The sequence below is a fragment of the Micromonospora sp. USAFONa4 genome (genome assembly GCF_057197825.1).
Genome location: NZ_CM170072.1, coordinates 4,016,103 through 4,037,668 on the forward strand (window position 1 = coordinate 4,016,103; position 21,566 = coordinate 4,037,668).

Consider the following 21,566-nt stretch of genomic DNA (forward strand, 5'->3'; position numbering starts at 1 on the left):
GATGACCTATGGTGCAACCAGCGCAACGCAGAGTATTCCCATAAGGCGCGAAAGGGACTTTCCGCGATTGTTGGAGCCGCCTGTCGATACCCGTACGACCACCCTGTCAACGCGCGGACCCCGATGACCTGCGACTCCGTTCAGCCCCGGCGACCGGTTCGATCGGAATTGCCGGCGATGGCCGGGGCGGAAGTGCGGGATCGGTCCCCGACCCGCTCGGCATTGCGTGTCAGCTAATTGACAAGCGCGGCCGGGTAAATGGTCCCTTATCGTTTGTCCGGGTGCTGTGCGAACTTCGCGGCGGAGTTCCGATTCACTTCTCCCAATTCAAGACCGTGCGAGGGATTGTCGTGGCCACAGCTCAAACCACAGCGCAGGCGGATCCGCCCGGAGCCAGGCGAAACGAATGGATTCTGGTCGTCTTCACGGGCACCACGAACATCGCCGACGCGGTGGCCCGGATCGCCCTCCCGCTGCTCGCCGCCCAGATCAGTCGATCACCCGTCGTGGTCACCGCCGTCGCGGCCATCATGAGCCTGCCGTGGCTGGTGGCCGCGCTGCACGTCGGGGTCTTCGTCGACCGGATGGACCGGCGGGCCCTGCTGATGGGCGCCGAGATCGCCCGGATGGTCTCCGTCGGCGCGCTCCTCGTCGCCGTGCTCGCCGCGAGCCCGACCCTGGCGCTGATCTACGCCGCCGCCCTGGTCATCGGCCTGGCCGACGTGGTGGCCGGGATCGCCGGAGTCTCCATCGTCCCGTCGGCCGTGCCGAAGCACCGCTGGGAGACCGCAAACGCGCGGATCACCGCCCTGGAATACCTGTTCAACGGCTTCGCCGGGCAGCCGATCGGCGGCTTCCTGGTGGCGGTCGGGTTCGGGCTCGCGCTCAGCGTCACCGGGTTCGCCTACGTGGCCGGCGCGGTCCTGCTGCTCCTGCTGGTCGGCAACTTCAAGGTCGCGGCCCCCGAGCGCAAGCGCTCGGTCAACGAGGACATCCGCGAGGGCCTCCGGTTCCTCTGGCAGCACCGGCTGCTCCGGACGATGGCGCTGCTCATCGCGATCATGGCCGGCTGCTGGGCGGCGTGGCTCGCCCTCATCCCGGTCTACGCCGTCGGCGGCCCGCTCGGCCTCGACGAGCGGCAGTACGGCTTCCTGCTCACCGGCCTCGGCGCGGGCGGGGTGATCGGCACCGTCATCGTCGGGCCGGTCAACCGGTGGATCGGCCGCCGCTGGTCCATGTTCACCGACATCGTCGGCGCCTTCGCCCTCGTCGCGGCCCCGGCGCTGCTGCCCGCCGCGCCGTCCAGCGCCTGGGCCATCGGCGCGGCGGCGTTCCTCGCCGGCGCCGGCGGCACGATGTGGACGGTCAACTCCCGGTTCATCACGCAGTCCCTGGTGCCGGCCGACATGCTCGGTCGGTTCAGCGCCGCGAGCCGTCTCGTGGCCTGGGGCATGACCCCGGTCGCCGCGATCCTCGCCGGCATCCTCGCCGAGTTCTTCTCCTACCAGGTGGCGTTCGGCTTCTTCGCGGTGCTCTGCGTACTGCTGATCTACCCGTTCTTCAAGGTGGTCACCCGGGAGCGCATGGCTGAGGTCGACGGCCCGGCCGCCGCGCCGGCGTCCGGCGACGCGGACGACAGCGGGGGCGCAGGCACGGCCGACGACGGCGGGGACCTGCCGGAGGCGGCGACCACCGGCGGCTCCCGGTGAGCGCGGACGGCCCGACGCTCTTCCAGGGGTTCACCGACGCGGTCCGCCGGCATCCCGACGCCCCGGCGCTGCGCGTCGCCGGGCACGAGCTGACGTACGCCGAACTCCTGGACCGGGTCGAGCGGCTGGCCACCCGGCTGGTCGCCCTGCACGGCCGCCCGCCCCGGGTCGTCGGGCTCTGCGCGTCGCGCACCCTCGCGGCGTACGTCGGCTATCTCGCCACGCTGCGGCTGGCCGCGACCGTCGTGCCGCTCGGCCCCGACGCGCCGGCGGAACGGATCCGGCGGACCTGCGCCCACGCCGGCGTGGACGCGCTGCTCGCCGACGACGCGGGCGGCCGGGTGGCCGACGAGGCGGCCGGGCCGGTCGGCGTCCTGCACCTGCCCGACACCCCGGAGCAGCGCTGGTACGACGTGCCGGCCGAGCCGTGGACCGACGCGTACGCCGGCGGCCCCGACGACGTCGCGTACACCCTGTTCACCTCCGGATCCACCGGCACGCCCAAGGGGGTGCCGATCCGGCACCGCAACCTCGCCCCCTACCTCGCGCACTGCGTGCAGGCCTACCAGGTGGGGCCGGGGTTGCGGCTGTCGCAGACCTTCGAGCTGACCTTCGACCCGTCGGTGTTCGACATGTTCGTCGCCTGGTCGTCCGGTGCGCTGCTGGTGGTCGCCGCGCCCGGCGACACCCTGGCCCCCGTCCGCTACGTCAACGACAACGGGATCACCCACTGGTTCTCCGTACCGTCGGTGATCTCCCTGGCCCGCCGCCTGCGCACCCTGCGTCCCGGCAGCATGCCGGGCCTGCGGTGGAGCCTCTTCGCCGGTGAGCAGCTCACCCTGGCCCAGGCGCGGGCGTGGGCGGACGCCGCGCCGGGCAGCACCCTGGAGAACCTGTACGGGCCCACCGAACTCACCGTCACCTGCACCCGCTACCAGCTTCCCGCCGATCCGGCGCGGTGGCCCCGCACCAGCAACGACACCGTGCCGATCGGGCGGATCCATCCGCACCTGGAGGGGGTCCTGCTGGCGGACGACGGGGCCGCCGGGGACGACGGCGAGCTCTGCGTGCGGGGCGGCCAGCGGTTCGACGGCTACCTCGACCCCGCGCAGAACCCCGGCCGGTTCGTCGACCACGACGGCCGCCGGACGACGCCGGTCGACGGCCCGCCCGGCCCGGCGAGCTGGTACCGGACGGGGGACCGGGTGCGACGGGAGGACGGTGAGCTGGTCCACCTGGGCCGGCTCGACGACCAGGTCAAGATCCACGGCTACCGGATCGAGCTGGGCGAGATCGAGTCCGTCCTGCGCCGGCACCCGGGGGTGCACGACGTCGTCGTCCTGGCGCTGCCCGGTGCCGGAGCGGTCGAGCTGCACGCGCTCTACACCTGCGACACCGTGGCGGAGGCGGCCCTGGCGGCCCTGGTGGCCGACCACCTGCCGCCCTACATGGCACCGGCGCGGTACCACCGGGTCGAGTTCTTTCCGGTCAACGCCAACGGCAAGGTCGACCGCCGGCGGCTGGCAGCGGACGTCGGACTGGTCTGAGCGGCACCGACCCCACCACGCTCACGAATCGAGAGCAGAGATGCCCATCCCGCGGCAAGCACCACCCGCCCGCCTGCGTTTCCGGTTGATGGGGCCGGTGGAGTTCCACGACGGCGTCCAGTGGCGGGGGATCGGGTCGGCGAAACAGCGCGCGTTGCTGGCGATGCTGCTGCTCAAGGCCGACCAGGTGGTGTCGCTCGAACAACTGGTGGCCGAACTCTGGGACGACAACCCGCCGGCCTCGGCCAGCGGTCTCGTCGCCGGGTACGCGTGGCGGCTGCGCCGCGCCCTGAACGACCGCGACGGCCGCGTCCTGACCACCCGCAGTCCCGGCTACCGCCTGGTGGTCGCCGCCGAGACGATCGACATCGGCGAGTGTGAGCGGCTGATCAGGCAGGCCCACGCCGATCTCGCGGCCGGCCTGCCGGACGCCGCCGTCGAGGGGTTCGACGCGGCGCTGGCGCTGTGGCGCGGTGCCCCGCTGGCCGACGTCCGGCCGACCCCGCTGGTGATGGCCGAGGTGGCCCGCCTGGAGGAGACCCGGATCGCCACGGTCGAGGCCCGCATCGGCGCCGAGCTGGAGCTGGGCCGGCACGGCATGCTGCTGCCGGAACTCAAGGTGCTCGTCAGCCAGCATCCCCTGCGGGAGCGCCTGCACGCCCACCTGATGACCGCCCTGTACCGCGACGGCCAGCAGGCGGTCGCCCTGGGGGCGTACCGCGACCTGCGGCGGTTGCTGGTCGACGAGCTGGGCATCGAGCCCAGCGAGTCCCTGCGCGACCTGGAACAGCGGATCCTGCGCAACGATCCGGCGCTGCGGCTGCACCACCCCGGGGCCCGCCCGCCCGTGCGGGTGGTCACGTCGAGTCCGTCGGCCTCCCGGTTCCCCGCCGACCCGGTGGCCCTGCACGGGCGGGCGGCCGAGCTGGGCCGGCTCGTCAAGGGCGTGAGGTCCGGGCGGCCGGGCGTGGTCCAGGGGCTGGCCGGCGCCGGCAAGACCGCCCTGGCGGTGCGCGCCGCGCACGAGCTGGCCGCGGAGCACCCGGGCGGGTCGGTGTTCGTACCCATGGGCGGGGGCACACCCGACGGGCCGGCGGAGGCCGCCCGGGCGGTGCGGGTCCTGGCCGAGTCGCTCGGGCTGTCGGCGCCGACGGGCGACCACCCCGCGTCGGGCTGGTCGGCCCTGTTGACCGGCCGTCGGGTCGTGGTCGTCCTCGACGACGTGGCGACCGCCGCCCAGGTACGCGTCCTCGGGCCGGTGCCCGTCGGCTGCGCCCTGATCGTCAGCTCCCGCTCCGGGATGACCACCCTCGACGGGGCGACCCGGGTCTCCGTCGGCTCCCTGGACACGGACGACGCGCTCGACACGCTCCGGTACCACCTCGGCGCCGAGCGGGTGGACGCCGAGCCCGAGGCGGCGCGCACGCTCGTGGAGCGCTGCGACGCGCTGCCCCTGGCCCTGCGGATCGCGGCCGCCCGGCTGGCGACACGGCAGAACTGGTCGCTCGCCGCCTTCGCCGCCCGGCTGGCCGATCCCGCCGCCCGGCTCGACGCCCTGGTCTGCGAGTCGATGTCGATCCGGGACTGCCTCGCCGGCGCGGTGCGGGTGCTGACCCGCTACGGCGACGGCGACGGCGTGGCGCTGCGGGCCCTGCGGCTGCTGAGCCGGCTGGACCGGGGCCTGGTCAGCGTGTCGAACCTCGCCGCGCTGTCGGGCCAGCCGATGGCCGCCGCCGAGGTCGCCGCCGAACGCCTGGTCGACGCGGGGCTCGCCGAGGCGCTGCCGGACGGCCGCTACCGGATCCCCGAGCTCGTCCGCGCCCACGTACGCGAACTGGGCCGCAGCCCCGAGTGCGACCAGGTCGTGGCCCTGCGCGGTCAGCATCCCACCACGACTGCCCGGCCGCGCCGGTGAGCCGGCCCGCACGGGCATGCGGCGCGGCGGCCCGGACGCCGGCGGCTGATCGTCGCCGGGCCAGCCGTCGGACGGGCCGGTCAGGCGACGGCGATCGCCTCGATCTCAATGATCCACTCCGGGTCGAAGATCCCGGTGACGATCACCGTGAGTGCGGGGCGGTGTGCGCCGAGCACCTCGTTGCGGACCTTGGTGTTGACGTCGGCGTGCCGGCGGTCGGCCAGGAACGTGGTCACCTTGACCAGATTGTCGACGTCCATGCCGGCGTCGGCGAGGACGGCCCGGATGTTGTCCCAGACCAGCCGGCACTGCGCCTCGGGGGTGGCCGGGACGTACCCGTCCCGGGTCTGGGGGATCTGCCCGCTGATGAACAGCATCCGCCCGGCGGTCTGGACCTCCAGCGCGTTGTGGTAACCGCCCGTGGCCTCCGGCACCGACTCGGGGTTGATCGGCCTCATCTGCATGGTCTCGATCACGTGTAGTCCTTCCGATTGTCCGGGGGAATCCGGATTACGGACTGTGACCTTAGTCTAAAGGTCGTCCCGGGGGACCGAATCCCGGACGGACCGGAACCGCGTCTCGTCCGGGAGCCTTCTGGTACCCGGATCGGGCCCTCGCCCAACCTTCCCCGGCGACGGGAACCCCGATGGTGGTGCCGACCGTCTGACTGCGGGGTTGACCTGAAGCGGGATTGAGGTTGTCGGATGGGGGCATGCGTGCCATTCGGCTTCACGAGTTCGGTCCCCCCGGAAACCTGGTGCTCGACGACCTGCCCGACCTGACACCCGGCCCCGGCCAGGTCCGGATCGCGGTGTCGGCGAGCGGCGTGCACCTGCTCGACACGACCCTGCGCCGGGGCGAGGCCGGCGGCCCGCTCCCGCCGCCCGACCTGCCGACCATCCCCGGCCGGGAGGTCGCCGGCGTCGTCGACGAGCTGGGCGAGGGCGTGGACGGGGCGTGGCGCGGGCGGCGGGTCGTCGCCCACCTGGGCATGGTGCCGGGCGGGTACGCCGAGCAGGCGGTCACCGACGTCGGCTCCCTGTATGCCGTACCGCCGGGGCTGACCGACGCCGAGGCGGTGGCCGCGGTCGGCACGGGCCGTACGACACTCGGGATCTTCGACCTGGAGCCGCCGACGGCGGACGACGTCGTCTTCGTGCCGTCGGCGGCCGGCGGGGTCGGCTGGCTGCTGACGCAGGCCGCGCGGACGACCGGCGCCACCGTGGTGGCGGCGGCGCGCGGTGCCGACCGGACGGCGAAGCTGCGCGAGCTGGGCGCGGACCTCGTGGTGGACTACGGCCGCCCGGACTGGGTCGAAGCGGTGCGGGACCGGGTCGGCGGCCCGAGCCTCGTGTACGACGGGGTGGGCGGCGCGGTGGGCCGGGCCGCCCTGGAGCTGACGCGGCCGGGCGGCCGGTTCATGATGTTCGGCTGGTCGGCGGGCGAGGCGACCCGGATCGACACCGGCGACGTCGTCGGTCGGGGCCTGACCGTGGGCTGGCTGGGTCAGCGGCTCCGCGCCCTGCCTGGCGGCATCCCGGCGCTGGCCGCCCGGTCGCTAGAGCTGGCCGGGCAGGGCTGGTGGCGTCCGCTGGTCTCGACCTACCCGCTGGCCGACGCCGCCACCGCGCACGCCGACCTGGAGGGACGCCGGGCGCTCGGCAAGGTGGTGCTGACCGTCGCGCGCTGACCCGGCGCGTCAGCCGGCCGGCCGGCGGGCCACCAGGTACGCCTGCGGCGTGCGCTCCGGCTGGCTCCCGAAGGCCTCGGGCTCGCGCACCAGCCGGACGCGGACGTCCAGCCCCGCGTCGGTCAGCAGCTCGGCGACCCGGTCCGGTCGGCGGCGCCGGAATTCCAGCGAGACCGGGTGGCCGAGCGCCTCGGTCAGGTGCAGCGGCTCGTCGCCGACCTGGAACGCCAGCACCAGGTGACCGCCGGGCGTCAACGTCCGGTGGAAGTCCGCGAAGGTGGCCGGGAGCAGGTCGTCCGGGACGTGGATGGTCGAGTACCAGGCCACGATGCCGCTGAGGGAGGCGTCGGGTAGCCCCAGATCGGGCATCGCGCCCACGTCGAAGCGCAGGTCGGGGTGGGTCCGGCGGGCGACCTCGACCATCCGCGGGGAGAGGTCGATGCCGAACGCGTCGAGCCCGAGCCCGTGCAGGTACCCGGTGAGCCGGCCGGGGCCGCAGCCGACGTCGGCGACGGGCCCGTTCCCGGCGGCGCGTACGAGGTCGGCGAAGGCGGCGAGGACCGATCGCTCCCACGGGTTGGCGACCAGCTCGTCCTGGAGCCACTCGGCGTAGTCGACGGCCAGGGCGTCGTAGGACGATCGGGTGTCATGCGGGTGCCCGGATTCGATCACGCCCAGACACGCTACCGGTCCTGCGCGCCGGACGGCGGACACCTGCGCTACGCGGCGTCGGCGGACGTAACGAGATTCGCCCCCAAGACGCTGCGTCGGCAGTCCGCGCGGAATCCCATTGGCGGGAATAGGCTCCGTCGTATCGGCGGCCAGCACGGCGATGGCCATCGCGTACCGGAGGTCGGACGCGGAGTGAGGGGGCGCGTCCGGCGCCGGTGTCGCCGCCTCCCGTCGCGGCCGGGCTCCGTCAGCTCCCCGGGAGCTGCTCGGCCCTCGTGACCACCCGGTCGATCAGGCCGTACTCGCGGGCCTGCTCGGCGGTGAACCACCGGTCGCGGTCCCAGTCCCGCTGGATCTCCTCCAGGCTGCGCCCGCTGTGCCGGGCGATCAGCTCCTGCATGGTCCGCTTCACGTGCAGCATGTTCTCCGCCTGGATCGTGATGTCCGCGGCGGTGCCGCCCATCCCGCCGGACGGCTGGTGCATCATGATCCGTGAGTGGGGCAGCGCGTAACGCTTGCCGGCCGTGCCGGCGCAGAGCAGGAACTGCCCCATCGAGCCGGCGAAGCCGAGCGCCACCGTTGCCACGTCGTTGCGGACGAACCGCATCGTGTCGTAGACGGCCATGCCCGCGCTGACCGAGCCACCCGGCGAGTTGATGTAGAGCACGATGTCGCGCTCCGGGTCCTCGGCGGCGAGCAGCAGCATCTGGGCGCAGATCTGGTTCGCCGAGGCGTCGGTGACCTCGGTGCCGAGGAAGATGATCCGCTCCTTCAGCAGCCGGTCGAACACCTGGTCGCCGAAGGACGGCTGCCCACCGTCCAACATCCGCACGTCGAGACCGATCATCGCGTCCGCCCTTCCGGCACTGCCGGCGGGCGACCGGAGGGGCGCCCGGGGGACCGGCACCTCCAGCCTGCGCGGAACGGGACGCGCGGGGCCAGCCATTCTGCCGGCGGCAGATCAGCCGACGGCAGAACCGGCCGGCCTAGACGACGGTCAACGTCCGCGCGCCCACCCGCGTCCGCCCGCAGCCCAGCGCGACGCGGGTACGCGGGCCGGAGCGCCCGCCCACGGCGGAGGTGGGCCGCCCGACCCGCAGGGTCGTGCCGCCCGGACGCGGAGCCAGGTGGAGCAGGGGGCCACCGGCCCGGGGAGCGACCTGCCCGGACGGGGTGACGACGTCGGGCCGGCCGACCTCCGCCCGCTCCAGCCGGGCCAGGCCGGCCCGGGGCGCGGCCGGGATGCGCGGCTCGACCCGACGCAGGTCGTCGCGCGCCTCCTCCAGCAGGTCGGACAGGTGGATGCCGAGCGCCCGGCAGATCGCCGCGAGCACCTCCGAGGAGGCCTCCTTGCGACCGCGTTCGACCTCGGACAGGTAGGGCACCGACACTCCGGCGGCCTCGGCCACCTCGCGCAGCGTGCGGCCCTGCCGCAGCCGGAGCCGGCGCAGCACCCCGCCTATCACTCGTCGCAGCAACGACATGCGGGCCTCACTCTCGGGCTCGTCGTCCGGGACACCCCCATCATGCCCCCTGTCGGGCGCGCGGGTCGTCCCGTCGTGCCGCGCGTCGTGGGGCGAGCCGGGGTGAGCCGTGGCGGCCCGGGTCGACGACCCCGCCGTGCGAGATCCGCGAAGGCCGCTATGTTGTGGTCGTGCAGGCGACGACAGGGCCAGGACAGGCCCTCACGTGATCCACTTTCCCGCCCAGCGACGGGGCCCCCTGAGCGCGCTGAGTCTCCGGCTGGCCGCCGCCATCGGCCTGGTCTTCGCCACCGTCGCCGTGGTCTACCTCGACCGGGACGGCTACCGCGACGTCAACGAGGACGCGCTGACCCTCCTCGACTGCTTCTACTACGCGGTGGTCACCCTCTCGACCACCGGCTACGGGGACATCACCCCGGTCAGCCAGACGGCCCGGCTGATCAACGTCGTCTACATCACGCCGGCCCGGGTGATCTTCCTGATCATCCTGGTCGGCACCACCCTGGAAGTGCTGACCGAGCAGTACCGCACCGGGCGTCGCCTGTCGCGGTGGAGGAGAGCCGTGAAGGACCACGTCATCATCTGCGGCTACGGCACGAAGGGCCGCAGCGCGGTCTCCGCCCTGCTCGAGAACGGGCTCGACAAGTCCCGGATCGTGGTAGTGGAACGCAGCGGTCCGGCATTGCGGCAGGCCACCTCGGCCGGTCTGGTGGCGATCGAGGGCTCGGCGACCCGCTCGTCGGTGCTCAACGAGGCACACGTACGCAACGCCAAGGCGGTGATCATCGCGACCGACAGCGACGACGCCTCGGTCCTGGTGGCGTTGACCGTACGGCAGCTCACCGCCGGGCAGGTGCGGATCATCGCCGCCGCCCGGGAGGCGGAGAACGCCCCGCTGCTCAAGCAGAGCGGTGCCCACCACGTGATCGTCTCCTCGGCCACCGCCGGCCGGCTGCTCGGCCTGTCCACTTCGGCCCCGCCGCTGATCGACGTGGTGGAGGACCTGCTCACCCCCGGCCAGGGCATGGCGCTGGCGATGCGCTCCGCCGAGCGCTCCGAGGTGGGCCGCTCACCCCGCGAGCTGGAATCGCTGGTCATCGCCCTGGTTCGGCGGGGCAAGGTGGTCACCCTGGCCGACAAGGCCGGCGCGGTCATCGAGACCGGCGACATGCTGGTGCACGTACGCGACGACCGCCCGCAGGCGACCACCGCCCCCTGATCCCTGGTCGCCCTGCCCTGACCTGTGGTCACCCTGATTTGTAGTCACCCTGATTTGTGGCCATCCTGGCCTCCGGTCGCCCTGATCGGTCGGGCGTTGGCGGCCGGTCGCAGACGTCCGATCCGTGGGGTCCGAGCCGTCACCCCTCTTCGCGTGGACAACGCGCCATCTGTGGTCACGTCCGGTAACAAATTGTCCTCCGGGTGCCACTCCAGTCCGCGCCCTTTGCTCTGCATCCATATATGCGCCAGCGACCCTGAGTGCCTGGTGCGTATACGGATGCAGAGCAAAGGCCCTCAGGGGGCGGGCGGCTTGTCGGCGCGAGATTCGCTGAATCCGCTGGTCACAGGCCTGCCAGCCTGATTGGCGGCAGTCAGGATTCACTTCAGTGCCGACATTGCCGTTACTGAACGTAGCGAATCGCGAGGAAATGGGTTCTGTTACTCCGCGTGGCGTGACGGTGCGGCCCCGGCTCTTGGTTCCAGCAACGTAGAAGGGTCCGCCACCGGTCGGTGGCGGACCCTTCTACGCGGTTCTGGCCCCTTGGCGGCCAGCCCTCCCCGACTGCTCGCTCAGGGGCGGCCGGGCGCGCCGGTCAGAGGATGGTCCAGGTGTCCCCGCTGGCGAGGAGGCCGGCGAGCTGCTGCTCCGGGGTCTCGGTGACCTTCGCCTTCGCCTCGGCGAGCTGCTCCTGCACCACGCTGTCGTACGACGGCCGGTCCACCGAGCGGAAAACTCCGATCGGGGTGTTCCGCAGGTCCAGGCCGGGCAGGCGGGACAGCGCGAAGGCGTATGCCGGGTCGGTGACCGTCGCGTCGTGCACGACGATCTCACCCGGGCTTACCGACGCGGTCTCCCGGACCTCCAGGCCGAACCCGCCGGGCGGGTGCACGACGCAGAACTGCCCGTCCTTGCCGAACGTGATCGGTTGCCCGTGCTCCAGCCGGATCAGGAAGTCGTCGCGGGTGGTCGGCTCCTTGAGCTGGTCGAACGCGCCGTCGTTGAAGATGTTGCAGTTCTGGTAGATCTCCACGAACGCCGAGCCCTGGTGCTCCGCCGCCGCCCGCAGCACGGACTGGAGGTGCTTGCGGTCCGAGTCGATGGTGCGGCCCACGAAGGTGGCCTCGGCCCCGAGGGCGAGCGACAGCGGGTTGAACGGCGCGTCGGCCGAGCCGGCCGGGGTCGACTTCGTGACCTTCCCGACCTCGGAGGTCGGCGAGTACTGCCCCTTCGTCAGGCCGTAGATCCGGTTGTTGAACAGCAGGATCTTCAGGTTGACGTTGCGGCGCAGCGCGTGGATCAGGTGGTTGCCGCCGATGGAGAGCGCGTCGCCGTCACCGGTGACCACCCAGACCGACAGGTCGGGCCGGCTGGCCGACAGGCCGGTGGCGATCGCCGGGGCGCGGCCGTGGATCGAGTGCATCCCGTAGGTGTTCATGTAGTACGGGAAGCGCGACGAACAGCCGATCCCCGAGACGAAGACGATCCGCTCGCGCGGGATGTTCAGCTCCGGCATGAACTGCTGGATCGCGGCGAGGATCGCGTAGTCGCCGCAGCCGGGGCACCAGCGCACCTCCTGGTCGGACTTGAAGTCCTTGGCGGTGAGCTTGAGGGCGACGGGCTCAGACATTCTTCAGGACCTCTTCCAGCATCGTCTCCAGCTCGTTGGCCGTGAACGGCAGGCCGCGGACCTGGTTGTAGCCGATCGCGTCGACCAGGTACTTCGCCCGGATCACGTGGGCGAGCTGGCCGAGGTTCATCTCGGGGATGACCACGCGGTCGTAGGAGCGCAGCACCGTGCCGAGGTTGGCCGGCATCGGGGCGAGGTGCCGCAGGTGCGCCTGCGCGATGGCATGGCCGCGCTGGCGCAGGCCCCGGCACGCCGCGCCGATCGGCCCGTACGTGGAGCCCCAGCCGAGCACCAGCACCCGGGCGTCGCCGTCCGGGTCCTCGACCTCGACGTCCGGCACCGGGATCGTCTCGATCCGGGCCGCCCGGGTGCGCACCATGAAGTCGTGGTTCGCCGGGTCGTACGAGATGTCGCCGGTCTTGTCGGCCTTCTCCAGGCCGCCGATGCGGTGCTCCAGCCCGGCGGTGCCCGGGACGGCCCACGGCCGGGCCAGGGTCTCCGGGTCGCGCAGGTAGGGCAGGAACGTGGTGCCGTCGTCGCCGTTGGGCTTCGTGGCGAACTCGACGCGCAGGTCGGGCAGCGACTCGACGTCGGGCAGCAGCCACGGCTCGGAGCCGTTGGCGACGTAGTTGTCGGACAGCAGGATGACCGGCGTGCGGTAGGTCAGCGCGATCCGGGCCGCCTCGATGGCCGCGTGGAAGCAGTCCGACGGCGACTTCGGCGCGATCACCGCGATCGGGGCCTCGCCGTGGCGGCCGTAGAGCGCCATGTTGAGGTCGGCCTGCTCGGTCTTGGTGGGCATGCCCGTGGAGGGACCGGCCCGCTGCACGTCGACGATGACCAGCGGCAGCTCCAGCGCCACCGCGAGGGAGATCGTCTCGCTCTTGAGCGCGACGCCCGGGCCGCTGGTGGTGGTGACGCCGAGCGAGCCGCCGTACGACGCCCCCAACGCCGCGCCGACCGCGGCGATCTCGTCCTCGGCCTGCATGGTGAGCACGCCGAAGCGCTTGTGCTTGCTCAGCTCGTGCAGGATGTCCGACGCCGGGGTGATCGGGTAGGCGCCCAGGAAGACCGGCAGCCCGGAGCGGACGCCGGCGGCCACCAGGCCGAGCGACAGGGCCGCGTTGCCGGTGATGTTGCGGTAGGTGCCCGGCCGCATCTTCGCCGGCTTGACCTCGTAGCGGACCGCGAAGTCCTCGGTGGTCTCGCCGAAGTTCCAGCCGGCCCGGAACGCCGCGACGTTCGCCGCGACCAGTTCGGGGCGGGCGGCGAACTTGCGCTCCAGGAAGCGCAGCGTCGACTCGTACGGCCGGTTGTACATCCAGGAGAGCAGGCCGAGGGCGAACATGTTCTTGGCCCGCTCGGCGTCCTTCTTGGACACCGCGAGCTCGGCGAGCGCGCCCACCGTCATCGAGGTCAGCGCCACCGGGTGCACCACGTAGCCGGCGAGCGAGTCGTCCTCGAGCGGGTTCGACTGGTAGCCGACCTTGGCCAGGTTGCGCTTGGTGAACTCGTCGGTGTTGACGATGATGTCCGCGCCCCGTGGCAGGTCGGCGAGGTTGGCCTTGAGCGCCGCCGGGTTCATCGCCACCAGCACGTTCGGCGAGTCGCCGGGGGTCAGGATGTCGTAGTCGGCGAAGTGCACCTGGAAGCTCGACACGCCCGGCAGGGTGCCGGCGGGAGCCCGGATCTCCGCCGGGAAGTTCGGCAACGTGGAGATGTCGTTGCCGAGCTGCGCGGTCTCCGAGGTGAACCGGTCGCCGGTGAGCTGCATGCCGTCGCCGGAGTCACCGGCGAACCGGATGACCACCCGGTCCAGTTGACGGATCTGCTTGGTCACGCCTGCACCTCGCTTCGCTGGGCACGGTCGCGCGGGCGGCTGAACATGATGGTGACCTCGCCTTGCCCGGCCACGTGACCTCCTTGACGCACCGCTGCACCAGACCCGCCGAGGCGGGCCCGGTCCGCTGTAGTTACCTCACCTGAGAGCCTACGTCGAATCGCGGCCCCAACCTTCTCGGAGGCCGCCCTGTGGGATGCGATCCAGCGAGATTCCACCCCGATTTGAGGTGTTTCCGTCCGCCCGCCGTAATCCAGATCACCGGTTGTGGGGTGGGCGGGAGGCAGACCCGGTCGGACCAGGACCGCCCGGGTCACTCGGTCGGTGCCGTGGACGGTCCACCCGCCGGGGCGGTCATCCGCCGCCGCAGGGAGGTGGTCGCCAGCGTGAGGGCGAAGACCACCAGCAGCGTGGAGACCACGATCAGCAGGATCGCCGTCCGCCGTACCGAGCCACCTCCGCCGTCGCCGCCGACGGCCGCGGCGTCGGCGGCGAGCACGCCCTGCGACCCGGTCGGCGCGGGCGGCGAGGCCACCGGGGTCGCCAGCGCGGCGGCGGCGGTGATCCGGAAGCTCATCTGCACCTGGCGGGCCCGGCCGCTGCGCGGGTCGAGCTGGCCGAGCACCGCGCCGGCCAGCGGGGCCTGCCGCTGCGCCTCGGGGGTCGCGGAGACCGGCAGCCGCAGCTGCGCGGTCCGGCCGGCGGCGAGGGTGCCCAGCTCGCAGCGCGTACGGGAGGGGTCGACCGTGGTGCAGCCGGACGGGGGCGTCGGCACGGTCACCCCGGCCGGCAGGACCACCTCGATCCGGCCCTCGGCGTCCACCTTCCCGGTGTTGCCCAGGCGCACGTCGAGCCCGCTCGACCCGCCACTGATGTCGAAGGAGACCGCGTCGGCGTCCAGCCTGATCCCCGGCACCGGCGGGCCGGGCGGGAAGAGCACGGCGAACCCCTCGTCGTCGCCCACCGGGCCGGGCGCGCCGGGGGCGGTCGCGGTGACCCGGACGGAGCCGCTGAGCGGCATCCGCTTCCAGGCGTCACCGTCGACGCGTACCCGGAGCAGGGTGCTGAACCGGGCGCCGGGCGCGCTGGCCCACTCCCCGCAGCGGTGCTCCCCGCCGCCGACCAGCGCGCAGCCCGTGGTGCCGGCGTCGGACAGCCCGGCCGGCAGCGTGTAGGACAGCCCGATGCGGGCGGGCGTGGCGCCCGTGTTCGTGATGGTCACCCGGAGCGTGGTCACCGTGCTCGCCGTGTTCCAGTACGCGGCGGTCAGGGTGACGTCGTCGGTCGTGACGCTGACCCCGGCCAGGGGTGCCGGCGGGGTGGCGGCGGGCGCGGAGGGCCGGACCGGCGGCACCGACGGCGCCGGGGGCGGTGCGGCGGTGGTCGGTGCGGCGGTGGTCGGCGCCGGCTGCTCCGGGGCCGTCGTCGTCGGTGCCGGCTCGGTCGTCGGGGCCGGTGGCGTGGTCTCCGGCGGCGGCGCGGTGGTCGAGGGCGCCTCGGTGGGCACCGGCCCCGTGTCCGTCGGATCCGCCGTGGGCGTGTCCCCGCCCGGCTCGCCGGCCGGCTCGGTCGCGCTGGAGGCGGCCCGGGCGGCGGTCGGTGCGGCGGTCGCCCAGCCGGGCACCGCGGCGACGGTCAGTCCGACCGCGAGGCCGATCGCCAACAGGGGCACGACGCGTCGGTCACGCGCCCGCCGGCTGGGCCGTACGTCCACGCGAGCCATCTGTCCTCCGGTGACGATGAGTGAGATCCCAATATTCGACAATTGTTGCCAGAGGGCACTAGTCCCGCCGGGAAACGAATCCGTAACGGGTTCGACCCGGGCCGCGACGAGGAGCGGTAGGCTCAGCGACCGTGACCGGTTACCTGGGCTCGTACGCGACGCTCGGGCTGTTGTTGCTCGCCAGCGTCCTCTTCTTCGTTACGGCGTTCTCGGCCAACCGGGTGTTACGCCCTGCCCGTCCGGCGGATCCCTTCGGCAAGCGCACCAGCTACGAGTGCGGCCTCGACCCCGTCGGCGCCGACTGGGCGCAGATGCAGATCCGTTACTACGTGTACGCGTACCTCTACGTGTTGTTCGCCGTGGAGTCGGTGTTCCTCTTCCCCTGGGCGGTCGTCTTCGACCGGCCGGGGTTCGGCATGGTCACGGTCGTGGAGATGGCGGTCTTCGTCGCGGTGCTGGCGCTCGGCATCCTCTACGCCTGGCGCAAGAACATCCTGCGCTGGTCCTGACCTCGGCCTCGGTCAGGCGAGGCCGCGCCGGGTCAGCGTCGGCGGACGGTCGCCCCGGATCGAGGCGACCATGTCGAGCACCCGCCGGGTGGGGCGGACCTGGTGCGCGCGGAACACCCGGGCGCCCAGCCAGGCCGAGACCGCCGTGGCCGCGAGCGTTCCCTCCAGCCGTTCGGCCACCGGCAGGTCCAGCGTCTCGCCGATGAAGTCCTTGTTCGACAGGGCCACCAGCAGCGGCCAGCCGGTGCCGGAGAGCTCGCCGAGCCGGCGGGTGATCTCCAAGGAGTGTCGGGTGTTCTTGCCGAAGTCGTGCGCCGGGTCGATCAGGATCCCGTCGGCGCGTACGCCCAGCGCGACCGCGCGGTCGGCGAGCCCGGTCACCGTCGTGAGCACGTCGGCGACCACGTCGGCGAAGGCCGCGCGGTGCGGGCGGGTCCGGGGCGCCAGGCCGCCGGCGTGCGAGCAGACCAGACCGGCGCCCGTCTGCGCCGCCACCTGGGCCAGGGCCGGGTCGGCGCCGGACCAGGTGTCGTTGAGCAGGTCGGCGCCCGCCGCCACCGCCTCCACCGCCACCTCGGCCCGCCAGGTGTCGATCGAGATCACCACGTCGGGGAAGGCGGCCCGGACGGCGGCGATGGTCGCCACCGTGCGACGGATCTCCTCGGTCACGTCGACCTCGGCGCCGGGACCGGCCTTGACCCCGCCGATGTCGATGATCTCGGCACCCTCCTCGACCGCCCGCTCCACGGCGCGCAGCGCGCTGTCCTGCGCGAAGGTCGCGCCCTGGTCGAAAAACGAGTCCGGCGTGCGGTTGACGATCGCCATCACCACCAGCTCGTCCGGGCCGAACGTGCGCCCACCGAGCCGAAGCGCCCCGGCCATGCCGCCTCCTGAAGGTCCGCCGCCGACCGTCCCCGCCGTCGGCCGATGACGACGCTAGCCGGTCCGCCCGGGTCGGGCCCCGCCGGTCCGCCGTCGCCGCCTCCCGTACGGGTGCGTCGGGCGGGGGTCTTCGGCACGGATCCGGGGCGCGGAGGGTGGCGGGGTCGCTCCCGGCGGTTCGACATGCCACGATCTGTGCATGGGTCAGGTTCTGCTCCTGCTGGTCGTGGCGTTGACCGTCGCGGCGGTCGTGTTCGGGGTGACGGTGCTGGTCTCCGGCCGGGATCCCGGCCTGGTGCCGGCCGAGCCGGACGGACGGTCCGTGCCGCTGCCGGCGTCCCGCCCGCTCGCCGAGTCCGACGTGGGCGAGGTCCGGTTCGACACGGCGCTGCGGGGCTACCGCATGGCCCAGGTCGACCACGCGTTGCGCCGGGCGGCCTACGACATCGGCTACAAGTCCGAGCTGATCGGCGTGCTGGAGGCGGAGGTCGCCGCGCTGCGCGAGGGGCGGACGGCGGATGCCGACGCCCTGCGCCGGGCGCGGGAGCAGGCGGCCGGGGCCGCCGCCGAGTCGTCGCCGGAGGCCCGGGGGACGGTGCCGGTCGGGGCCGACCGCCCGGACGCGCCGGGGGACACCGACGTGGTCGTCGCGCCGATCCCCGCGTTCGCGGGCCCGACCGCCGCATCGGCGGCGAAGGACGCGGCGCCGGCCGGCTCCGCAGCCACCGGGCACCCCGGCGACGCCGCCTTCGCCCGACCCGGCGCCGACCGCGCCGTGGACCGGACCGGCGACGCCGACACCGCCGTGGACCGGCCCGGCGCGGGCGACACCGCCGTGGACCGGCCTGACGCGGCCGACGCGGCCGTGGACCGGCCCGGCGCGGGCGACACGGCCCTGGACCCGTCCGACGCGGACGCTGACCGGACGGACGCGGGCGACGCCGCCGCGCACCGGACCGACGCGGGCGACGGCACGACGCGGCCGGCGGGTGACGCGACCAGCCCCGGCCCGGTGGTCGGGTCGGGGTCGGAGTCGAAGTGACCGGTCCGGAACCCGGGGACGACCTGCGCGAGGTGGCGCAGCCCGGCGCGGGCGAGGTCACCGCCACGGTGATCGTCGACGCGCCGGCGGAGCGGGTCTTCGCGGCGCTGACCGCCTGGGAGCGGCAGTCCGACTGGATCCCCTTCACCACCGTCCGGGTGGTCGAGGGCGACGGCGGCGAGGGCAGCCTGGTCGAGGCGGTCACGGCGCTCGGCCCCGCCGTGCTGCGTGACGAGATGCGGGTGGTCCGGGTGGACGCGCCCTACGAGGTGGGCGTGGTGCACTGCGGGAAGCTGCTGCGCGGCCCCGGCGTGCTCCGCTGCACGCCGCTGGAGCGGAACCGCACCCAGGTGGTCTGGCACGAGTGGTTCCACCTGCCCGGCGGGCCGGCGGGCCGGGTGGCCTGGCCGGTGCTCTGGCCCGGGTCGAAGTTCAGCCTCAGCCAGGCGCTGAAGAAGTTCGGTCGGCTGGTGGAGCAGGGCCGGCTTCCCTGACCGGGGCGGCCGGGGATCGTGCCCCGTCGGGCGACTTGGCTTGATCGACTCGATGTCGCCGACATCGGGGTGTCGGCGTGACCGGGACGCCCCGATGTCGGCGAACCCGGGCGGACCGGGCCCGGCGGCCGGGGCGCGGCGCGGGGCCGCAGGGCGCGGGCCCGTCGGAGCCGTGCCCTAGCGTGGACGCGTGACTGACCTGGTGATCGGCGCCGACGGGCTGCCGCGATGCGGCTGGGGGCACAGCACCCCCGACTACGCCGCCTACCACGACACCGAGTGGGGCCGGCCCCTGCGCGGCGACGACGCGCTCTACGAGCGGCTCACGCTGGAGGCGTTCCAGTCGGGGCTGTCCTGGCTGACCATCCTGCGCAAACGTCCCGCGTTCCGGCTTGCCTTCGACGAGTTCCGGATCGAGACCGTGGCCGACTACGGCGACGCCGACGTCGCCCGGCTGCTCGCCGACGCCGGCATCGTCCGCAACCGGGCCAAGATCGAGGCGGCGATCGCCAACGCCCGGGCGGCGCTGGAGCTTCCGGAGGGGCTCTCCGCGCTGCTCTGGTCCTTCGCCCCGCCGCCCCGGCCGGCCCGACCCACGTCGTTCGCGGAGGTGCCGGCGCTGACCGCCGAGTCCACCGCGATGGCCAAGGCGCTCAAGAAGCGGGGCTTCCGCTTCGTCGGCCCGACCACGGCCTACGCGCTGATGCAGGCCACCGGGATGGTCGACGACCACCTTGCGGGCTGCCACGTCGTGGCGGCGCGGGCGGCGTGATGGGATGGAGGCCATGACGACCGACACCGCGCACCGGGTGGACGGGGCGCGCCCCGCCGACGGCACGGGCGCCTGGGCGGTGCTGCTGCCCACCGGGCGCTACGAGGCCGAGCGGCTCGTCCACCACGACACGCTCGAGTTGACCGGCCTCACCGAAGCCGCCCGACCCCGCCCCGGCGACCGGGTGGCCGTGCTGGTCGACGCGCCGCCCCGGCTGGTGGCGCTGGGCCGGGTCACCGGGGCCGGCGGCGAGGAGCGGGAGGACCCGGACGACCCGCAGTCCGAGCGGGTCGAGGCGCCGCTGGTGGTGGCGTACACCCGGCGGGCCTTCGACGAGCCGGCGCCGGCCGACGCGCTGGCGCTCGACGGGCCGGTGACCGCGCTGGACCCGGCGGCCTTCCGGGCCCTGGCCGACCGGCTCGGCCCGCCGCCGCAGCGGCGCTCCTGGCTGGTCAGCCTGGACCTGCCGATCGAGGCCGCGTCGCCCGCCGAGGCGGTCCGCCTGTTCTGGGCCTACGTGCAGGAGCTGGGCCCCCGCGAGCTGCCGGCCTTCGTCTCGCCCTCCGGCGACGAGTTGGCCATGCAGGCATTCGTGCTCGGCGCGGAGGCCAACCAGGATCCGGAGGAGGACGACTGACCCGACCGGCGACGGCCGCCCGGCCCACCGCCTGCGAAACGCGGGGCCGGGCCGACCCGGGGAGGCGTCAGCGGCCCTCGAAGACCGGCTTCTGCTTGTTGACGAAGGCCAGGGTGCCGGCGCGGTGGTCGGCGGTGCCCCCGCAGATCGACTGCGCCTGCGCCTCGGCGGACAGGGCGTCGGCCAGCGTGCCCGCGTCGGCGATGGAGAGCTGCCGCTTGATCGCCCCGTACGCGACGGTCGGGCCGGCGGCCAGCCGGGCGGCCAGCTCCTGCGCGGTCGGCAGCACCTGCTCGTCGTCCTCCACCAGGCGGTTGAGCAGCCCGATCTGGCAGGCGTCCGTGGCACCCACCGGCTCGGCCAGCATCAGCAGCTCGATGGCCTTGGCGTGCCCGACCAGCCGGGGCAGCGTCCAGGAGGCGCCGGTGTCGGCGGCGAGCCCGACCTTGGCGAACGCCATCAGGAAGCTGGTCGACGGCCCGCCGATGCGGATGTCGGCGAGGAAGGCCAGCGAGGCGCCCGCCCCGGCGGCCATCCCCCGCACGGCGGCGACCACCGGCTTGGGCAGGTTGGCCAACCGGGCGGCGATCGGGTTGTAGTGCGCGCGGACGGTGTCCAGCGGGTTGCCGTCGGTGGACTCCAGGGTCTGCACGTGCTCACGGAGGTCCTGGCCGGCGCTGAACGACCGACCCGCGCCCGCGAGCACGACCGCGCGGCAGGACCGGTCGGTCTCCAGCTCGGCCAGCGTGTCGCGCAGCGCCTCCTTGAGCGCGACGTCGAGCGCGTTCATCGCCGTGGGGCGGTTCAGCGTCAGGGTGACGACGGCGTCGGTGCGGTCGACGAGCAGCGGCTCGGTCACTTCTAACGACCCTTCTGTCGGGCGATGCGGTTGCCGGAGTCGAGGCACTGCTCGACGTACCGGTCGGCGGCCGGCCGCAGCCGTGCCGCGTGCCGGTCGAAGAAACTGGCCGCGGCGGTGCCGGGCCAACGCTCGGGGAGCAGCGCCGGGGGCAACTGCGGGTCCCGGAACAGGAAGGTACGCCACGCGTGCACGAGCCGGAACCGGGCGGCGTACGCCTCCTCGTCGAGGCTGCGCACGGTGACCCCGGCCAGCAGCGGTCGCTGCTCGGCGACGAACTGCTCGTACGCCTGGCCGATCTCCGCCAGGTCCCAGGCCCGGCGCACCACGCCCATCGCGCCGGGGGTGCCGGCGGTGTGCGCGGCGGTGAACCGCTCGTAGCGCACGCCCGCCTCGTCGAGCAGCACGTCCACGTCCTCGCCGGGCCGGGTCGCCACCCAGGTGCACTCGTCCAGGGCGCCGTGGCCGAGGAAGGTCAGGTTGGCGGCGAGCCGCTGCCGGTCCCGCCGGGACAGGGGGGCCTCCAGCACCAGCAGGTCGAAGCGCCCGTCCCAGGTGATCCGGCCCGTCCGGTAGATCCGCGCCGCCGCCTCGTCCAGCCGGCGGGCGGCTTTCGGGGTGATCGAATATCCCGGCCCGGAGGTCAGCCGACACGGGTCGAGCCACCCCTGACGGACCATCCGGGAGACCGCCGTACGCACGGCGGGCGGGGCGATCCCGAGCGGCGCCAGCAGCCTGACCAGGGCGGCGACGGGTGCCCGGCCGCCCCTCGCCCGGAGGTGGTCGCCGTACAGGTCGAAGAGTGCCGACCGTGCCTGCATGACCGCACATTGTGACAGGCCTTCTCAGGATAAGCTAGATGCTGTTACATCAATGCTGCTTCGGTTTGGGTCCGGCGGTGTTCATCAGGGAAAATCGTTGGTCGACACCCCCGCGTAGGTT

At 73.5% G+C, this 21,566-nt stretch carries 19 protein-coding genes and 1 pseudogene; 10 read left to right on the plus strand and 10 right to left on the minus strand.

The features are described from left to right. The first annotated feature begins 350 nt into the window (after nucleotides 1–350). From AC0OO9_RS17805 to AC0OO9_RS17815, 3 genes are read left to right on the plus strand one after another with little or no spacing between them, the layout of a single operon-like run. Nucleotides 351–1,709, plus strand: a complete 1,359-nt coding sequence (locus tag AC0OO9_RS17805) for an MFS transporter (RefSeq protein WP_484511206.1) — start codon at nucleotides 351–353, stop codon at nucleotides 1,707–1,709. Beyond that, on the plus strand, nucleotides 1,706–3,256 hold the full coding sequence (locus tag AC0OO9_RS17810; RefSeq protein ID WP_484511207.1) for an amino acid adenylation domain-containing protein: 1,551 nt from the start codon (nucleotides 1,706–1,708) through the stop codon (nucleotides 3,254–3,256). The genes AC0OO9_RS17805 and AC0OO9_RS17810 overlap by 4 nt, the downstream gene beginning before the upstream one ends. Nucleotides 3,257–3,296: 40 nt before the next feature. Then, complete coding sequence (locus AC0OO9_RS17815) at nucleotides 3,297–5,171, plus strand: AfsR/SARP family transcriptional regulator (protein ID WP_484511208.1); 1,875 nt, start codon at nucleotides 3,297–3,299, stop codon at nucleotides 5,169–5,171. Nucleotides 5,172–5,251: 80 nt separating this feature from the next. Here AC0OO9_RS17815 and AC0OO9_RS17820 read toward each other — a convergent pair whose 3' ends face one another. Next, a complete protein-coding gene (locus tag AC0OO9_RS17820) occupies nucleotides 5,252–5,647 on the minus strand; it encodes a RidA family protein (RefSeq protein WP_484511209.1) in 396 nt (131 codons plus the stop codon). 236 nt (nucleotides 5,648–5,883) lie between these two features. Here AC0OO9_RS17820 and AC0OO9_RS17825 point away from each other — a divergent pair, with 236 nt between their 5' ends. After that, nucleotides 5,884–6,861: a zinc-binding dehydrogenase gene (locus AC0OO9_RS17825; RefSeq protein ID WP_484511210.1), complete on the plus strand. Its 978-nt coding sequence runs from the start codon at nucleotides 5,884–5,886 to the stop codon at nucleotides 6,859–6,861. A 9-nt stretch (nucleotides 6,862–6,870) separates the two neighbouring features. Here AC0OO9_RS17825 and AC0OO9_RS17830 read toward each other — a convergent pair whose 3' ends face one another. The 3 genes from AC0OO9_RS17830 to AC0OO9_RS17840 all read right to left on the minus strand — a co-directional run bounded on the left by AC0OO9_RS17830 (nucleotide 6,871) and on the right by AC0OO9_RS17840 (nucleotide 9,017). Next, complete coding sequence (locus AC0OO9_RS17830) at nucleotides 6,871–7,533, minus strand: class I SAM-dependent DNA methyltransferase (protein ID WP_484511211.1); 663 nt, start codon at nucleotides 7,531–7,533, stop codon at nucleotides 6,871–6,873. 247 nt (nucleotides 7,534–7,780) lie between these two features. Continuing rightward, a complete protein-coding gene (locus tag AC0OO9_RS17835; RefSeq protein WP_132231676.1) occupies nucleotides 7,781–8,380 on the minus strand; it encodes a ClpP family protease in 600 nt (199 codons plus the stop codon). A 139-nt stretch (nucleotides 8,381–8,519) separates the two neighbouring features. Continuing rightward, nucleotides 8,520–9,017, minus strand: coding sequence for a helix-turn-helix domain-containing protein (locus AC0OO9_RS17840; protein WP_484511212.1), 498 nt, complete (start codon nucleotides 9,015–9,017; stop codon nucleotides 8,520–8,522). A gap of 205 nt (nucleotides 9,018–9,222) precedes the next feature. On the opposite strand from AC0OO9_RS17840, the gene AC0OO9_RS17845 reads away from it, so the two are divergent. Beyond that, on the plus strand, nucleotides 9,223–10,236 hold the full coding sequence (locus tag AC0OO9_RS17845; RefSeq protein WP_121396762.1) for a potassium channel family protein: 1,014 nt from the start codon (nucleotides 9,223–9,225) through the stop codon (nucleotides 10,234–10,236). A 595-nt stretch (nucleotides 10,237–10,831) separates the two neighbouring features. Here the strand turns inward: AC0OO9_RS17845 and AC0OO9_RS17850 are convergent. The 3 genes from AC0OO9_RS17850 to AC0OO9_RS17860 form a co-directional block, all read right to left on the minus strand. Then, nucleotides 10,832–11,866: a 2-oxoacid:ferredoxin oxidoreductase subunit beta gene (locus tag AC0OO9_RS17850; protein ID WP_416607142.1), complete on the minus strand. Its 1,035-nt coding sequence runs from the start codon at nucleotides 11,864–11,866 to the stop codon at nucleotides 10,832–10,834. Next, on the minus strand, nucleotides 11,859–13,706 hold the full coding sequence (locus tag AC0OO9_RS17855) for a 2-oxoacid:acceptor oxidoreductase subunit alpha (protein ID WP_132231666.1): 1,848 nt from the start codon (nucleotides 13,704–13,706) through the stop codon (nucleotides 11,859–11,861). Before AC0OO9_RS17855 ends, AC0OO9_RS17850 begins: the two co-directional genes overlap by 8 nt. Nucleotides 13,707–14,019: 313 nt before the next feature. Beyond that, the gene (locus tag AC0OO9_RS17860; RefSeq protein WP_484511213.1) at nucleotides 14,020–15,429 is read right to left on the minus strand and encodes a hypothetical protein; all 1,410 of its coding nucleotides are present in this window, start codon (nucleotides 15,427–15,429) and stop codon (nucleotides 14,020–14,022) included. 131 nt (nucleotides 15,430–15,560) lie between these two features. Between AC0OO9_RS17860 and ndhC the strand changes: the two genes are divergently transcribed. Further along, complete coding sequence (ndhC, locus tag AC0OO9_RS17865; protein WP_121396759.1) at nucleotides 15,561–15,938, plus strand: NADH-quinone oxidoreductase subunit A; 378 nt, start codon at nucleotides 15,561–15,563, stop codon at nucleotides 15,936–15,938. A 12-nt stretch (nucleotides 15,939–15,950) separates the two neighbouring features. Here ndhC and folP read toward each other — a convergent pair whose 3' ends face one another. After that, on the minus strand, nucleotides 15,951–16,820 hold the full coding sequence (gene folP / locus AC0OO9_RS17870; protein WP_484511214.1) for a dihydropteroate synthase: 870 nt from the start codon (nucleotides 16,818–16,820) through the stop codon (nucleotides 15,951–15,953). 199 nt (nucleotides 16,821–17,019) lie between these two features. Here folP and AC0OO9_RS17875 point away from each other — a divergent pair. From AC0OO9_RS17875 to AC0OO9_RS17890, 4 genes and pseudogenes are all read left to right on the plus strand, one after another. Continuing rightward, nucleotides 17,020–17,541 (plus strand): annotated as a pseudogene (locus AC0OO9_RS17875) (DivIVA domain-containing protein); the annotation flags it as partial. Nucleotides 17,542–17,858: 317 nt separating this feature from the next. Further along, a complete protein-coding gene (locus AC0OO9_RS17880) occupies nucleotides 17,859–18,356 on the plus strand; it encodes an SRPBCC family protein (RefSeq protein ID WP_484511215.1) in 498 nt (165 codons plus the stop codon). A 190-nt stretch (nucleotides 18,357–18,546) separates the two neighbouring features. Further along, nucleotides 18,547–19,128 (plus strand): DNA-3-methyladenine glycosylase I, encoded by a 582-nt coding sequence (locus AC0OO9_RS17885; protein WP_151454727.1) that lies wholly within the window; start codon nucleotides 18,547–18,549, stop codon nucleotides 19,126–19,128. A gap of 13 nt (nucleotides 19,129–19,141) precedes the next feature. Continuing rightward, complete coding sequence (locus AC0OO9_RS17890; RefSeq protein WP_484511216.1) at nucleotides 19,142–19,765, plus strand: hypothetical protein; 624 nt, start codon at nucleotides 19,142–19,144, stop codon at nucleotides 19,763–19,765. A gap of 67 nt (nucleotides 19,766–19,832) precedes the next feature. Here the strand turns inward: AC0OO9_RS17890 and AC0OO9_RS17895 are convergent, their stop codons facing one another. Both AC0OO9_RS17895 and AC0OO9_RS17900 read right to left on the minus strand, forming a co-directional pair. After that, entirely contained in the window at nucleotides 19,833–20,624 is a 792-nt protein-coding gene (locus AC0OO9_RS17895; RefSeq protein ID WP_311410636.1) for an enoyl-CoA hydratase-related protein, read from the minus strand. 2 nt (nucleotides 20,625–20,626) lie between these two features. After that, a complete protein-coding gene (locus tag AC0OO9_RS17900) occupies nucleotides 20,627–21,445 on the minus strand; it encodes a PaaX family transcriptional regulator (protein WP_484511217.1) in 819 nt (272 codons plus the stop codon). Nucleotides 21,446–21,566 lie beyond the last annotated feature (121 nt).

Excerpts from the sequence above, each read along its gene's own strand:
- AC0OO9_RS17815 (WP_484511208.1), top strand. The coding sequence starts at position 3,297 with ATGCCCATCCCGCGGCAAGCACCACCCGCCCGCCTGCGTTTCCGGTTG.
- AC0OO9_RS17825 (WP_484511210.1), top strand. The coding sequence starts at position 5,884 with ATGCGTGCCATTCGGCTTCACGAGTTCGGTCCCCCCGGAAACCTGGTG.
- AC0OO9_RS17835 (WP_132231676.1), bottom strand. The coding sequence starts at position 8,380 with ATGATCGGTCTCGACGTGCGGATGTTGGACGGTGGGCAGCCGTCCTTC.
- AC0OO9_RS17840 (WP_484511212.1), bottom strand. The coding sequence starts at position 9,017 with ATGTCGTTGCTGCGACGAGTGATAGGCGGGGTGCTGCGCCGGCTCCGG.
- AC0OO9_RS17850 (WP_416607142.1), bottom strand. The coding sequence starts at position 11,866 with ATGTCTGAGCCCGTCGCCCTCAAGCTCACCGCCAAGGACTTCAAGTCC.
- AC0OO9_RS17860 (WP_484511213.1), bottom strand. The coding sequence starts at position 15,429 with ATGGCTCGCGTGGACGTACGGCCCAGCCGGCGGGCGCGTGACCGACGC.
- folP (WP_484511214.1), bottom strand. The coding sequence starts at position 16,820 with ATGGCCGGGGCGCTTCGGCTCGGTGGGCGCACGTTCGGCCCGGACGAG.
- AC0OO9_RS17890 (WP_484511216.1), top strand. The coding sequence starts at position 19,142 with ATGACGACCGACACCGCGCACCGGGTGGACGGGGCGCGCCCCGCCGAC.
- AC0OO9_RS17900 (WP_484511217.1), bottom strand. The coding sequence starts at position 21,445 with ATGCAGGCACGGTCGGCACTCTTCGACCTGTACGGCGACCACCTCCGG.